The 13,704-nt window shown below is 72.6% G+C and carries 12 protein-coding genes; 4 read left to right on the forward strand and 8 right to left on the reverse strand.

The window, feature by feature from the left end; genetic code table 11:
• Positions 1–62: 62 nt before the first annotated feature.
• Positions 63–524, forward strand: a complete 462-nt coding sequence (locus tag ACFV8H_RS26675; RefSeq protein ID WP_380404640.1) for a DUF2199 domain-containing protein — start codon at positions 63–65, stop codon at positions 522–524.
• 195 nt (positions 525–719) lie between these two features.
• Positions 720–1,280 (forward strand): hypothetical protein, encoded by a 561-nt coding sequence (locus ACFV8H_RS26680; protein ID WP_380404563.1) that lies wholly within the window; start codon positions 720–722, stop codon positions 1,278–1,280.
• A gap of 56 nt (positions 1,281–1,336) precedes the next feature.
• On the opposite strand, the gene ACFV8H_RS26685 is transcribed toward ACFV8H_RS26680, so the two are convergent.
• The 3 genes from ACFV8H_RS26685 to ACFV8H_RS26695 all read right to left on the reverse strand — a co-directional run bounded on the left by ACFV8H_RS26685 (position 1,337) and on the right by ACFV8H_RS26695 (position 4,145).
• Entirely contained in the window at positions 1,337–2,218 is an 882-nt protein-coding gene (locus tag ACFV8H_RS26685) for a nucleotidyl transferase AbiEii/AbiGii toxin family protein (protein WP_380404565.1), read from the reverse strand.
• 424 nt (positions 2,219–2,642) lie between these two features.
• The gene (locus ACFV8H_RS26690) at positions 2,643–3,389 is read right to left on the reverse strand and encodes a hypothetical protein (RefSeq protein WP_380404568.1); all 747 of its coding nucleotides are present in this window, start codon (positions 3,387–3,389) and stop codon (positions 2,643–2,645) included.
• 102 nt (positions 3,390–3,491) lie between these two features.
• Positions 3,492–4,145: a restriction endonuclease gene (locus ACFV8H_RS26695; protein ID WP_380404571.1), complete on the reverse strand. Its 654-nt coding sequence runs from the start codon at positions 4,143–4,145 to the stop codon at positions 3,492–3,494.
• A gap of 275 nt (positions 4,146–4,420) precedes the next feature.
• Here ACFV8H_RS26695 and ACFV8H_RS26700 point away from each other — a divergent pair, with 275 nt between their 5' ends.
• A complete protein-coding gene (locus tag ACFV8H_RS26700) occupies positions 4,421–5,089 on the forward strand; it encodes a hypothetical protein (protein ID WP_380404574.1) in 669 nt (222 codons plus the stop codon).
• A 129-nt stretch (positions 5,090–5,218) separates the two neighbouring features.
• On the opposite strand, the gene ACFV8H_RS26705 is transcribed toward ACFV8H_RS26700, so the two are convergent.
• From ACFV8H_RS26705 to ACFV8H_RS26725, 5 genes are all read right to left on the reverse strand, one after another.
• On the reverse strand, positions 5,219–6,919 hold the full coding sequence (locus tag ACFV8H_RS26705) for an ABC transporter family substrate-binding protein (protein ID WP_380404577.1): 1,701 nt from the start codon (positions 6,917–6,919) through the stop codon (positions 5,219–5,221).
• A 77-nt stretch (positions 6,920–6,996) separates the two neighbouring features.
• On the reverse strand, positions 6,997–9,213 hold the full coding sequence (locus tag ACFV8H_RS26710; protein ID WP_380404580.1) for a dipeptide ABC transporter ATP-binding protein: 2,217 nt from the start codon (positions 9,211–9,213) through the stop codon (positions 6,997–6,999).
• Positions 9,210–10,166: an ABC transporter permease gene (locus ACFV8H_RS26715; protein ID WP_380404643.1), complete on the reverse strand. Its 957-nt coding sequence runs from the start codon at positions 10,164–10,166 to the stop codon at positions 9,210–9,212. Before ACFV8H_RS26715 ends, ACFV8H_RS26710 begins: the two co-directional genes overlap by 4 nt.
• Before the next feature lie 25 nt (positions 10,167–10,191).
• Positions 10,192–11,175 (reverse strand): ABC transporter permease, encoded by a 984-nt coding sequence (locus tag ACFV8H_RS26720; protein WP_380404583.1) that lies wholly within the window; start codon positions 11,173–11,175, stop codon positions 10,192–10,194.
• 297 nt (positions 11,176–11,472) lie between these two features.
• Positions 11,473–12,366 carry a LysR family transcriptional regulator gene (locus tag ACFV8H_RS26725; RefSeq protein ID WP_380404586.1) on the reverse strand — a complete coding sequence of 298 codons (894 nt, stop codon included), beginning with the start codon at positions 12,364–12,366 and terminating at the stop codon, positions 11,473–11,475.
• A 158-nt stretch (positions 12,367–12,524) separates the two neighbouring features.
• Here ACFV8H_RS26725 and ACFV8H_RS26730 point away from each other — a divergent pair, with 158 nt between their 5' ends.
• The gene (locus ACFV8H_RS26730) at positions 12,525–13,613 is read left to right on the forward strand and encodes an alcohol dehydrogenase catalytic domain-containing protein (RefSeq protein WP_380404589.1); all 1,089 of its coding nucleotides are present in this window, start codon (positions 12,525–12,527) and stop codon (positions 13,611–13,613) included.
• Positions 13,614–13,704: the final 91 nt, after the last annotated feature.

The following is a 13,704-nucleotide window of genomic DNA, read 5'->3' on the forward strand; positions in this document are numbered from 1 at the left end:
CCATGACCAGCGATCCCGGATTCACCTGCTCGTACTGCGACGCGCACCACGCAGAGCTGCCGATGAACTACTCGGCAACGGCTCCCTACGTCTGGGACCCGAGCTTCGACGGGGCCCCGGACTGCCTGCTCTCGTCGGACCAGTGCGTCATCAAGGCACAGCACTACTTCGTCAAGGGCCTGATCGAGATACCGGTCATCGGCGGCAACGACGTGTTCTCCTGGGGCGTCTGGGTCTCCCTGAGCCGCGAGAACTTCTCCCGCGCCGCAGACCTCTGGGACTCACCGGGGCGTGAGTCCGAGAAGCCGTACTTCGGCTGGCTGACCACCGAGCTTCCCGTCTACGCGTCCAGCACCGTCAACCTCAAGACCCACCTCCACACGAGGCCGATCGGTCAGCGCCCCCTCATCGAGCTCGAACCCACCGACCACCCCCTTGCCGTCGAGCAGCGGACCGGAATCACCCTGGCCCGCGTCCGCGAGATCGCCGAGGCCGTTCTGCACCCGGCCGACGACAACTCGTGACTCCACCAGGCAGCGGAGAGCCCGTGAAGCGGCTCTCGGCAGTGCCCGAGCGCGAGTACTTCGCACGCATCGGCCACAATGGCTCGTCGACGAGAACGGGACGGTCCGAAGCGGCCGGTCATTCGGTCAGTCGGTCGGCGAGGTTGGAATGGGCGGGGCTCCACGGTTGGGGCTTGCGCCGGGAGGGGGCTGGTAATGGGCATCATGAACAAGGCGGCCAGGACCGCGTGGTGGGAGGGCCTGCCGGCCGGTATCCGGGAGGAGATCGACGGGTACGTCCTCCAGGACTCCCTGCTCGGGGCGGTGCGTGTGATCACCAGCGTCGGCCTCGTGTCCCACGACATCGGGCTCGGTACCGCCCAACTGATCGCCGACGACCGGGCCCTCCACTACGGGGACCGGATCGCCCGCACCCCCGAGAGCCCGCTGGACCTGGAGTCGCTGGCGTACCGGGCGGCCGGGTGCGTCGGCCGTGTCGTGGTGGTCGAGGCGGTCTGGGACGGTGACACCGTCCACGACTGGTTCGTGCGGTTGCTGGCCGTCACCGCTGATCCCGCAGAGGATGTGCACCTGGCCACCGTCTACTGGTCGACGGCCGAGCGGTACCTGGGTGGGGAGGAGGGCCACCACCCGCGTCACCTGGCGGCGGTGGCCGCCGAGCGGGCCGGCCGCGCCCTTGCCGCCCACCTGTCGGTGCCCTTCCACTTCGCCAGTCCGGACACGCCTGATGACGAGGCGCCGCGCTGGCGGCCCTGAACCACGGTGAGGGTGGACACGTACCGACCCCGGGGTCGGTACGGCCCGGAGCGGCCTCAGCCGGCGGCGCCCGCCCGGCCGTCGCGCGCGAGCTCGACCCCGTAGCGCGAGGCGGCCTCCGCGAGGAGGTGGGTCATCCGGCGCGGCGGGATTCCGACGTGGTCGGCGACGGCTCGGTCGGCAGCGGTGAGGTCGCCGCCGAGGAGTTCGCAGGTGATCACCAGGGTGTTGTCCGGGAGCATGTGGCGGCGGGCCATCCGTTGCTGGACCTCCTCCATGCCCTCGCTCGCCAGTACGTCCCGCAGTTCCTCGATCAGCGGGGCCAGCCACCGGGCGCGCAGTGCGTACTCGCCGCGGTCGGCGAAGGTCGGGTGGAGCGCGGCGAGCAGGTGGGCCGGGTACTCCTCGACGGGTTCGGTGAACTGCGGGTGGTCCTTGGCGAATTCGCCCCAGTCGACCTCCAGTCCGCTGATCTGCTCCGGGAGGACCGGCCAGCGCGACCAGGACTCGTCGGACTGGGTGAAGACCTGCCGCAGCAGCGCGTAAGGAACCTCGGCGGTGCGGGAGAGCAGGATCGCGTCGTAGAGGTCCTTGCCCTGGGGGTGGCTGTCGGACACCAGCCACAGGAGCTTCCAGGCCAGGGAGAGCTCCGGCGTCGCGCCGAGCAGCGGTCCGGTGACGCCCGGGAGCCGGTAGGACTGCGGCGCGACGGGCAGGTGCTCGGTGAAGACGAAGTCGAGCTGGACGCTCCCGCCCGGGACGCCCGGCGCCGACCACGGCAGGACGAGCCTGCGCCCGGGGATCCGGCTGTACGTCCAGATCTCGTCGCTGAGCGCCTGGTCCGCGTGCAGCCGCACCTCGCCCGAGAGGCGTTCGGCGGCGGTGGCGAGTTCGCCGAGCATGCGCTCGGTGCGCTCGTCCTCCAGTTGCCACTCCACCGGGCGGACCACGAAGTCCAGGTGCCCGGCTCACGGGCCTGTTCGCCGTACCAGGCCCGCAGCAGGACGCTTCCGCGCAGCACCAGATGTTCGGCCCACGGCGAGCCGGCGACGGCGGACAGCACGGTGTCGAGCGCCTCGCGCCGCGCGGTGAGCCAGCGTTCGGCGAGCCCGGGGTCGGTGAACGCGGGCTCGCTGGGCCGGAGGGCGCGGGCGTACCCGGCGAGCGCGGGGTCGAAGACCGGCTGCTGGGTCACCGTCTCGTCGTCGATCGGGCGGAGGCTCCTGGGCAGGTCCCGGTCCTCCCGGACGTCCTCCGACGGCGGCTGCTTGGGCAGCAGGACGCCCTGCCAGGGGCCGTACCGCAGGTCCTCCCATGCCACGGGCGAATCGGGTCGGGGCTGGGACTGGGGCTGGTCCTCGGTCATATCGGCTCTCCTGCTCCGTACGGCCGGGCGCTGTGCCCGGGCTCGGTGATCCATCCCGCGTCCAGGCTCTCGTCACTGTCGACGACGACGAACTCGCGCTCCACCGAGGCCACTTCGCGGCCGTCGGCGGCCAGGTCCCGCAGCAGCGCGTCCAGCCGACGGCCCGCGGTGTCCAGGCCGACCAGGCGGCACCGCTGGGTCACGAACCACTCGCGCCGGCCGTCCTCGCGCGTCCGGCGCGGGTTGCGCGACAGGTGCGCGCCGTGCCGGACGGCCAGTGCGGTGAGCTCGGCGAACCGGGCCGGGTCCGCGGCAGCGGGCTGAGCCTGGGCCTCGGCCGGGAGCAACAGCTTGACGTGGTGCTCGAAGTAGCGGCCGGCCCCGTGCGACGCGGCATCCTCGTCCGAGGCCGGGACGCCCTCCGCCCACGGCGTGGCCTCGATCTTCGCCCGCAGCACGGCGAATCCGGCCCGCTCGACCCGGCCCCGGGCCCGGGCGGTCAGGACGGCGACCTCCTCCAGCGTGCCGTCGGCGCGCAGGGTGAGCATCGGCTGCGAGGGCGACGTACCGCGCTCCAGCAGGATGTGGGTGAACTTCAGTCCGTGACCGTCGGCCCACGCGGCCAGTGCGTCGGCCGCACCGGGCCCGACGGTCAGGTGCACCTCGAAGCCTCCCCGGACGGTGGGGGGAGCGGGCCGGGCGGGCCGGTCGTCAAGGCGCTGGTCAGGGTGGATGGCGAGCATGGGGATCATCCTGCCAAGCGCCTCTGACAACGGCCCGCGCTGGTCACGGGCGGCGAGTCCGGGGACGGCCTCCGTGGCCGTCGTCGGCGTCGGCCGGGCGGGTCACGCCCAGGGTGGGCCGCCCGTGCCCTCCGCCCAGCGGGCGAGGGAGCGGCGGTCGACGGCGCGGATGCCGACCTGTGCGCAGAACGCGGCGGCGGCCTTGGTGAACGAGCTGGTCGTCACCACGGCGGCCAGGTCGCAGCGGTGCACGTCGCGGTAGGTGCCGTTGACGCGCTGGACGTCCTGCGAGCCGACGAACGTCCGCGGCCCGTAGCGCTTGGCCTGGATCAGGATCCGCTGTCCGGTCGGGGTGGTGGCCAGCACGTCCGCCGCGAGGTCCCCGGCTCCGCCGACCACCGAGACCTTGGTGCAGCCGTCCCGTCGGCACAGGTCCGCCAGCGCGTGCTCGAACGCCTTCGGGCTCATCGCCAGGAACGGTCCGATGTGCCGCAGTTGCGCCGCACGCGTGTCCAGCTCCCGCTGCCGCGCCCGGACGCGCGTGCGCAGCACGGCGACGCCCGCCCCCGCGCCCGCGAGGACCAGCACGGCCACCAGCAGCAGGTGCTGGGCCAGCCAGTGCACCGCCACCGAGAGCAGCACGAGGACGATCACGGCCGCCACGCCCAGCAGCACCGCGTTGTCCCGCGCCTGCCGCAGCCGACGGGCCCGGCGCGCAGCGGTCGACCGGCGTCGCCGGACAGGTCCACGGGCCACGGCACTCCCCCTTTGCGCCACAGTGTTCGTGCGAGCGTAGGGTCCACCGGCACCCGGCCGCCTGCGATCTCGGTGAATTCCACCGGCCGCGGTGCCGAGTTGACCGGATCCGGGCGGCCGCCGACCGGAGAGCTGTGCGTTCCGGGCCATGTGGCAGAGCGGCAGCGGCAGCGACAGCGGGTAGTCACGGATCGGCAACTGCCGACGCCCGAACGCGCCCGGAGGGCTATGCTCCGCGTTGCTGACGATGCATCACAAAGCCCGAGGGGGCCGCAATGACGTCGGATCAGGACTCACCAGCCGGCCCCGGGGGGCCGACCCGCTTCGTCACCTTCTTCACCACACTGCCGGGGATCATCACCGCGGCCGCGGCTCTGGTGACGGCGATCGGCGGGGCCTTCTACGGTGGCACCCAAGCCGCCACGCCGAGCCCGACGGTGACGGTGACGCAGACCGAGTGGAGGTCACCTTCTCCCGCTCCCCCGACGGCCCCGGTGCCTCCGGTGCCCTCGGTCTCCGACACCGCCACCGTGTCACCCGTGTCCCCCGGGCCGACCGGCGCCGCCGGGGCACTGCGCGGGTCGTACAGCTTCCAGCTCCCCGCGCTCTACTACGCACCGCTGGGGCCCCAGAAGCCCACGCAGCCCGACATCGTCGGCGCCACCAACTCCAGCGGGGACATCTCGTGGAAGGCGGACCAGGGAGGGCAGCAGATCGAAGCCGGCACGTCGGAGAGGATGCTCGCCCTGCCGAACGGGAGCACGCCGACCTACCAGGCCTGCTCCACGGGGACCCAGTTCATCACCGGTGCGCCCAGCACGCCCGGGTCCGTCTTCTGCATCCTCGAGCGGCCGGGACTGATCGCGGGCGTACAGGTGACGTCTGTCAACGAGAATTCGCCGACCTACGTCACCCTCCAGGTGAGCGTGTGGCAGGGGCCCTGATCCGGCGCGTCGTGTCCGCGTTGGAGCCCCGGCGCCGGGGCCTGCGCGTCCACCGCATCGGGACCGCCGACCAGTAGCCGTGGCGGTAGCGGTCGCGGTAGCGGTGGACGCGCAGGCGGGTGGGGGTTGCTACTTCTGCCAGCCGATGGTCTCGGGCAGCGGGCTGTAGAAGATGGTGGCGCCGACGTTGGCGAGGCCCTTCTTGATGCCGTAGGTGGAGGGGCCGCTGTAGAGCGGCAGGAAGGCGTACTGCTGGAGGGCCTTCTGCTCCACCTTGTTGACGGCCTCGATCTGCTGCCCGAGGTCGGCGATCTGGCCGGTGGCGCGGATCTCCTGGTCGAGCTCGGGGGTGCCGGCGCCGGTGATGTTGGAGTCGCGGTCGGAGCAGTAGAAGTCGCACAGGTTGCGGGCGCCGAAGGGGTCGGTCGAGCGGTTGCCGGAGATGAACAGGTCGAAGCGGCGCTCGCTGAGCACCTTGGAGAAGTCGTTCGAGGAGACCTTGTTGATGTCCAGCTTCACGCCGACGGACTTGAGCATCGCGGTGAGCGCGGAGGCGGTGGCCTTCTCGATCGGGTCGTCGCCGAGCAGGGTGTAGCCGAGTGCGAGCTGCTTGCCGTCCTTGGTGCGGATGCCGTCGGGACCGGGCGTCCAGCCGGCCGCGTCCAGAGTCTTCCGGGCCTCGTCCGGGGCGTACTTCAACACGGCGGCGACGTTGTCCTGGTAGCCCTGCTGGAAGCTGTAGAGCACGGCGGAGCCGGGCAGCGGCTCGGTGTAGTCCAGGCCCTGGAACTGGATCTTCGCTATCTGCGGGCGGTCGATGCTCTCCTGCACCGCCTTGCGGACCTGGAGGTCGCCGAGGAGCGGGGACTTGGTGTTGAGGTACAGCGAGTACTCGAAGGGGCTGCCGCCGCTGCGGATCTCGGCGTCCTTGACGGCCTTCACCTGCTTGAGGTTCTCCGCGTCCACGGCGGAGGTGTAGTCGAGTTCGCCGTTCTTGAAGGCGTTGATCGAGGCGCCGCTCTCCAGGTTGACGTAGACCCGCTTGTCCAGCTTGCCCTTCCTGCCCCACCAGTTGGGGTTGCGCACGAAGGTGATGTTGCCGGAGTGGGCGTCCCAGGTGCCGACGGTGTACGGTCCGGTGCCCCACTCGGGGTGGGCCGTCTTGACGTACGCCTTGTTGAAGTTGTCGACGGTGGCGGCCTCGGGGTGCAGGAAGGTGGTGAACAGCGCCGACCAGGAGGGGTTGACGCCCTTGAAGGCGATGACCGCCTGCTTGTCGTCCGCGCCCCGGGTGACGGAGGTGATGCGGTCGTAGCCGTCGGTGGAGTTGGCCGCGTAGTCCTTGTTCGAGCCGTTGTTGGCCTTCCAGGTGGCCTCGATGGCCCGCCAGTCGATGGGGGTCCCGTCGTTGAACACGGCCTTGGGGTTGAGGGTGATGACGACCTTCTGGTCGCCGCCCTCGACGGAGACCTTCACGTCGCTGTAGTAGTCCGGGTTGTACTGGACCTCGCCGGTGGGCGAGTAGGTGATGGCGTCGGCGTTGTACCAGGACCAGATCCGCACGGAGTTCAGGGTCCCGTTGACGTTGAAGGGGTTGCCCTGCTCGTCGAAGGTGCCCGCGGTGGTGTAGGTGCCGCCGTCCTTGACGTTGTCGTACGGCTGCGGGTTGTAGTCGGTGACCGAGGACGCGACCTTGGCGGCGTTCTTGGCGTTCTGCCCGGCGCCTCCCGCGGAGGAGGAACCGCCGGAGGAGGACGAGGAGGAGCACGCGGTGGCCGCGACCGTGACGGCCGCGACGAGCGCGAGGGGCAGAGCGAGCTTCCGACGCATGGGATGTCCTTGTGGGAATCGGTGGGATCGGTGGGATCGGCGAACAGGGGAAGGGGCAGGGTGCTGCCGGGGCGGGGTCAGACCGCGTGGCAGGCGTACTGGTGGTCGGAGCCGTCCGGGGCGACGGCGGTCGCCGGCCGCTCGGTGCGGCAGCGGGTCCGTACGGCCTCGTCGGCCTCCCGGTACAGCGGGCAGCGGTCGACGAACACGCAGCCCTCCGGGAGGCGGGTGGCACTGGGCTGCTCGCCCGCGAGGACGATGCGCTCGCGGTGGCGCTCGCGTGCCGGGTCGGGCACCGGGATCGCCGACAGCAGGGCCTTGGTGTACGGGTGCCGGGGCCGGGCGAAGATCTCCTCGGTGGCGCCGGACTCGACGATGTGTCCGAGGTACATCACCGCGATGCGGTCGGAGACGTAGCGCACCACGGCCAGGTCGTGGGCCACCAGCAGGTAGGCCAGGCCCAGTTCGCGCTTGAGCCGGGCGAGCAGGTTGATGATCTCGGCCTGCACGGAGACGTCCAGCGCGGACAGCGGCTCGTCCAGGGCCAGCAGCTTCGGCTCCCGGGCCAGGGCACGGGCGATGCCGACGCGCTGGCGCTGGCCGCCGGACAGGGCGGCGGGGAAGCGGTCGCCCATGGCGCGGTCCAGGCCCACCACGTCCAGCAGCCGGGTGACCCGGGAGCGGACGGCCGCCCGGTCGGCGCCGGCGGCCTGGAGCGGTTCGGCCAGCAGGTCGAAGACGGTCAGGCGGGGGTCGAGGGCGTCCGTCGGGTCCTGGAGGACGATCTGGACGTCGCGCCGCAGCTCGCGTACCTGGGCCGCAGAGTGGAGGGTGGCGACGTCGGTGCCGGCCACCTCGATACGGCCGCCCTCGGGGGCGCGCAGCCGCAGCACCTCGCGCAGGGTGGTGGTCTTGCCGCTGCCGGACTCCCCCACCAGGCCCAGGGTCTCGCCCGCGCGCACCTCGAAGCTGACGTGGTTGATGGCGTGCAGGGTGCCCACCCGGCGCTTGAGGAGGGCGCCCTTGGTGACGGGGAACGTCTTGACCAGGTCCTCCACGCGCAGGACCACCTCGCCGACGGTCCGCTCCCCGGCGCCGGCCCGCGGTACGGGGGCGGCCTCCCCGGCCGGGTCGAGGGTTCCGTCGGCGATCTCCTGCGCGCGGTGGCAGGCGACGCGGCTGTGCTGCGGCCCGCTCAGAGCGGTCGGGCTCGCGGTGGTCGGGCCAGGGGCGGTCGAGTCAGGGCCCGGGGCCGTCAAGTCCACTGCGGTCAGGACCGGTTCGGTGGTCCGGCACACGTCCTGGGCCACCGCGCAGCGGGGCGCGAAGGGACAGCCGCCGGGCAGGCCGACCAGGGACGGCGGCTCCCCGCCGACCGGGATCAGGGGCCGTTCGACGCCGCTGTCCACGGTGGGGACGCTGGCCAGCAGGCGGGCGGTGTACGGCATCGTGGGGCGGCGGAAGAGCTCGTCGACGCTCGCGTGCTCGACGATCCGCCCCGCGTACATGACGGCGACCTCGTCGGCGTGGCCCGCCACCACGCCCAGGTCGTGGGTGATCAGGACGAGGCCGGCGCCGGTCTCGCGCTGGGCCAGGCGCAGCACGTCCAGGATCTGGGCCTGGACGGTGACGTCGAGGGCCGTGGTGGGTTCGTCGGCGACGAGGACCGAGGGCTTGTTGGCGATGGCCAGGGCGATGACGACGCGTTGGCGCATGCCGCCGGAGAACTCGTGCGGGAAGGACTTGGCGCGTTCGCGCGGGTCGGGGATGCCGACCAGGTCGAGCAGTTCCACCGCCTGCTCCCACGCGTCCTGCTTCGAGAGGTCCCGGTGCACGCGCAGGGCCTGGGAGAGCAGTCGGCCGACGCTGTAGATGGGCGTGAGCGCGGACATCGGGTCCTGGAAGACCATGCCGATGTCCTTGCCGCGCACCCGGGAGAGGGCCTTGTCGTCCATCGCCGCGAGGTCGCGGCCGCCCAGCAGGATCCGGCCGCCGAGGCGCGCGGTGGGCGGCAGCAGGCCCATGACGGCGAGGGCGGTGGCGGACTTGCCCGAGCCGGACTCGCCGACGATGCCCAGGGTGCGCCCGGGCAGCAGGTCGAAGTCGATGCCGCGCACGGCCTCCACCGGGCCGGCCTCGGAGGGGAAGGAGACCCGCAGGTCGCGTACGGAGAGGACGGGGGCGGGCACGGGGGCGGTACGGCGGTCGGGTACGGGGCCGGGTGTTGGATCGGCCGTCGGGGCGGCCGCGGGAGCCGCTGCGGGCCCGGTACGGCGGGCGGGTGCGAAGGTCATCGTCGGGCTCCTGCCGCGCCGGTGGTGGACGTGGGGTCGAGGGCGTCGCGCAGGCCGTCGCCGACGAAGGTCATCGAGACGGTGAGCAGGACGGTCAGCCCGGCGGGGAAGGCGAAGAGCCAGGGGGCGCTGGTGATGGTGCCCGCGCCGTCGGCGAGCATCGTGCCCAGCGACACGTCCGGGGTCTGCACGCCGAAGCCGAGGAACGACAGGGCGGTCTCGCTGAGCACGGTGGAGACCACGCCCAGGGTGAGGTTGACGATGAGCAGGGAGCCCAGGTTCGGGATGATGTGGCGCAGCACGATGCGCAGGGGGCGCACGCCCATGTACTCGGCGGCGCGCACGTAGTCGCGCTCGCGCAGGGACGTCGACACCGACCAGACCACGCGCGCGGTGGACATCCAGCCGAACACCGTCAGGACCAGGATGAGGACCCGCCAGTCGCCCGCCAGCCGGTGCGAGACCAGGGCGAGGACGAGGAAGGAGGGCACGATCAGCAGGAAGTGGATGACGGCGAGGGTGGCCTTCTCCACCCGGCCCCCGAGGTAGGCCGCGCCCGCGCCGACCACCGCGGCGATGGCGACGGTCAGCGCGGACACGCTCACCGCGATCACCAGCGAGCGCTGGAGGCCGTGCACGACGGCGGCGTAGACGTCGTTGCCGCCCTGGTTGGTGCCGAACCAGTGCTCGGCGCCGGGGGCCTGGGTCAGTGCCGAGAAGTCGGCGTCGGCGTAGCCGTACGGGGTGAGGAGGTCGCCGAGCGCGCTGAACAGCACGAGCAGCAGGAAGATCACCACGCCGGCGACGGCGGTCCGGTTGCGCAGGAAGCGCCGCAGGTAGAGGCGGCGACGGCCCAGGTAGCGCCCGTCGTGCCCGTCGTGCACGTCGGGCCTGCCGGTGGCGGGTGCGGCTGCCGTGGCGAGCGCGCCCTCGGAGGTCGCGTCGGGGCTCATGGAGGAGCTCACGGAGGTGCCCATCTCAGTTCACCCGCACTCTCGGGTCGAGGAGGACGGTGGCGATGTCCGCGAGGATCGCGCCGACCGCCGTCAGGGCGGCGGCGAAGGCGGCGGTCGCCACCGTGCCGTGGACGTCGTTCTTGCTGATGGTCTGGATGAAGTACTGGCCCATGCCGTTCCAGCCGAAGATCGTCTCCGTGAGGACCGCGCCGGTGAAGACCGCCGGGATGCTGAACGCCACGGACTGGGCGGTGGGGATCAGCGCGGTGCGCAGGGCGTGCCGGCGGATCGCCTGGGCGCGGGTGAGCCCGGTGGCCCGGGCGGTGCGCACGAAGTCGGAGCCGATGACGTCCAGCAGCAGGGAGCGCTGGGTGAGGTGGTAGCCCACGTACCCCGTCAGGGTGAGCGTCAGCGTCGGCAGGATCAGGTGCAGCAGCCGGTCACCGAGCGTCGCCCAGAACCCTTCCACGTCGGGCGAGTTCTCCCCCGCGACGTACAGGAAGTGCCAGCCGGCCTGCTCGTTCAACCGGATGGCCAGCAGCACCAGCGCGAGGGCGGCGATGGACACCGGGACGTTGAACAGCGCCATGGACACGGCCTGGGCCGCCCGGTCCCGCCAGCCGTACTGGCGCGAGGCGGTGTGGACCGCGAGCGCGACACCGACGACGACCGACAGCACGGTCGCGCCGATCACCAACTCGGCGCTGACCAGGGAGCGGTAGCCGATCTCCCCGTTCACCTCGACCCCGACCGGGGAACGGCCCCAATCGAAGTGCACGACCACGCCGGTCAGCCAGTCCCACCAGCGGTGGAGCAGCGGTTCGTGCGGGTCGAGGTTGTACGGGGCCAGGGCCCGGGACAGCTGCTCCTCGGTGCGGACCGGGCGCAGCTCCTTGAAGTTCGAGCGCGGGTCGAGGAACCAACTGGCCAGGAAGTAGGTGGCGTTGGTGGCCACGGCGATCACCAGGAGCCAGCCCGCCGCCCTGCGGGTCACGTACCGGAGCACGGAGCGCACCTCCCCACCAGGTGCGGCGGAAGCGCCTGGGGGACGTCGGGTCTGAGGGAGGTGCGCATGGCGGCAGAACTTCCTGGAGCTGGGAGTCGGACGGAGTCGGACGGCACGGTCGTGCGGATCCGAGTCTGTGTACGACTGGTGTCGTAGCGCCAGTGACCAGGGGACATGGACATGAGAACGAAACACCCCCGCAGCAGAGGGGCATCGAGCCCCATCGTCCGTTCACATTCGCGGGGGTCGGGGGGCTGGGGGGGCTGGGGGGCTGGGGGGCTCGGGTGCCCACCCGGATCAGGCGGTGGCGACGATGGCCCGGGTGACGGCCGTGACGGTCGGGGTCGGGCGGCCGGGGAGTCGGGCCACCAGGATCCGGCGGATCTCGGGCGGGGCGCCTTCGACGCGCAGCAGGCTCACCCCGGACGGCAGCAGCGGCGCGAGCCGGGCGGGCACCGTCGTCACCCCGAAGCCGCCGGCGACCAGGTGGAGCTTCGTCAGCCAGTCGCGCGCGGAGTGGACGATGCGCGGCCGGCCGGGCAGGCCGGGCCAGACGCCGAGCAGCGGCTCGGAGCCGGACGCGGGGGTGGCGATCCACCGGACGTCGAGCAGTTCGTCGACGTGCACCGCGGTGCGGCCGGCGAACCCTCCGGTCGAAGGCGCCGCCAAGAGCAGTTCGGTGTCCGCGACGGTCTCCACGTGCAGGCGCGGCGACTCGCCGTCCACAGGGCGGTGGGGCGGGCGGGAGGTCAGCACGGCGAGGTCGATCGAACCCGCGCGCAGAGCCCGGACCAGGGTGGGCGTGGCGCCCTCGGTGGTCGTGACCGTGATCTGCGGGTCGGTTGCCGCGAGGCGGGCGAGCGCAGGGGGCAGGAGGCCCGCGCCCGCGCTCAGGAACAGTCCGAGCCGCAGCACTTCGGCCTGCGGGGCGGTGCCGGTGAGGTCGCGCTCGGCCGCGGTCAGGCTGTCCAGGATCGTACGGGCGTGGCGCAGCAGGGTCAGGCCGGCAGGAGTGAGCCGCACTCCGTCGGGGCGGCGTTCGAACAGGGCGGTGCCCGCGCTCCGTTCGAGGGAGGCGGCCTGGCGTGAGACCGCCGACTGGGTGTAGCCGAGCCGGGCGGCGGCTGCGGTGAAGCTGCCGGACTCCGCGATCTGTCGCAGGACCCGCAGGCCGGTACTGGAGACGTCCATGCCGCATACGCATACCACACATGCCCGATCGTCGCTTCCCGCATGCCCCTCGGGCTCCTAGGGTCGATCACGACGAGCACGGACGGAGACGTCCGGAGACGTCCGGAGACGTCCGGAGACGGATGAACACGACCATGGACGAACACGGAGGCTCACACGTGCGAGCAGCAGTCCTGACGCGGTTCGGTGCCCCGCTCACGGTGCGGGAGGTGCCCGACCCCGAGGCCCGCGGCGGCGAGGTGGTGGTCCGGGTGCTCGCCGCCTCCGTGGCCCCGTACGCGGCCGAGGTGTTCGGCGGCGAGCGGAAGTACCCCCTCGTGCCGCCCGTCGTGCCCGGCATCGGCGGCGTGGCACGGGTCGTCCAGGTGGGCCCGGACGCCACCCGGCTGCGGGTCGGCGACCTGGTGTGGTGCGACTGCACGGTGCGCTCCCGGGACGACGCCCTGACGCCCGACATCACGCTCCAGGGCTGGAGCTCGCGCGGCGAGGGCGGCGCCCGGCTCGCCCGGTACCTGCACGACGGGTCCTTCGCCGAGCTCATGCGGGTCCCGACGGAGAACGTCTACCCGTTGCCCCCGGCGGCCGGGGACGACCCGGCCCGGTGGGCCGCGCTCGGCGTGCACGTCATCCCGTACGGCGGGCTGCTGGCCGGCGGGCTCGCGGCCGGTGAGACGCTGCTCGTCAGCGGGGCGACCGGCAACCTCGGCAGCAGCGCGGTCGCACTCGCGCTGGCGATGGGGGCGGGCCGGGTGGTCGCCCCCGGCCGCAACCGGGCCGCGCTCGACCTCCTCGCCGACCGGTTCGGCCCCCGGGTGCGCCCCGTCCCGCTCACCGGGGACGAGGCCGACGACCGCACGGCGATGGTCGCGGCGGGCGACGGCCCGATCGACATGGTGCTCGACCTGCTACCGCCGAGCGCCCCCAGCTCGGTCGCGCGCACGGCGGCCATGACCGTGCGCGAGTACGGGCGCGTGGTCCTCATGGGCGGCGTCGGCATGCTCGGTGGCGACGACCTCGCACTCCCCTACCCGTGGCTCATGCGCAACTCGGTCACCGTACGCGGCCAGTGGATGTACCCGCGCACGGCGAACGTCGGCATCATCCGGCTGCTCGCCTCGGGCGCCCTGGACCTCGCCCCCGAACGGGTCCGGCCGTTCGGCCTCGACGCGGTCAACGAGGCCGTCGCGTACGCCGCCTCGCACGGCGGCCCGTTCGACCGCACCGTCCTCATCCCGTCGCCCCGCTGAGGGGTGTCGTGGGCCGGTGGCGACGGCGCGGGGGGCGGTCCGAAGTCGGCGGGACCGCCCCCGCGCCGTCAGCGTCCGTCCGCCCTCCGCC

The organism is Kitasatospora sp. NPDC059827, from assembly GCF_042731675.1.
In the GTDB taxonomy this organism is placed as follows: Bacteria; Actinomycetota; Actinomycetes; order Streptomycetales; family Streptomycetaceae; genus Kitasatospora.

What these genes read in the sequence shown, in the direction of transcription:
- ACFV8H_RS26675 (WP_380404640.1), top strand. Translation starts at nt 63, where the DNA reads ATGAACTACTCGGCAACGGCTCCCTACGTCTGGGACCCGAGCTTCGAC.
- ACFV8H_RS26680 (WP_380404563.1), top strand. Translation starts at nt 720, where the DNA reads ATGGGCATCATGAACAAGGCGGCCAGGACCGCGTGGTGGGAGGGCCTG.
- ACFV8H_RS26690 (WP_380404568.1), bottom strand. Translation starts at nt 3,389, where the DNA reads ATGCTCGCCATCCACCCTGACCAGCGCCTTGACGACCGGCCCGCCCGG.
- ACFV8H_RS26700 (WP_380404574.1), top strand. Translation starts at nt 4,421, where the DNA reads ATGACGTCGGATCAGGACTCACCAGCCGGCCCCGGGGGGCCGACCCGC.
- ACFV8H_RS26705 (WP_380404577.1), bottom strand. Translation starts at nt 6,919, where the DNA reads ATGCGTCGGAAGCTCGCTCTGCCCCTCGCGCTCGTCGCGGCCGTCACG.
- ACFV8H_RS26710 (WP_380404580.1), bottom strand. Translation starts at nt 9,213, where the DNA reads ATGACCTTCGCACCCGCCCGCCGTACCGGGCCCGCAGCGGCTCCCGCG.
- ACFV8H_RS26715 (WP_380404643.1), bottom strand. Translation starts at nt 10,166, where the DNA reads ATGAGCCCCGACGCGACCTCCGAGGGCGCGCTCGCCACGGCAGCCGCA.
- ACFV8H_RS26725 (WP_380404586.1), bottom strand. Translation starts at nt 12,366, where the DNA reads ATGGACGTCTCCAGTACCGGCCTGCGGGTCCTGCGACAGATCGCGGAG.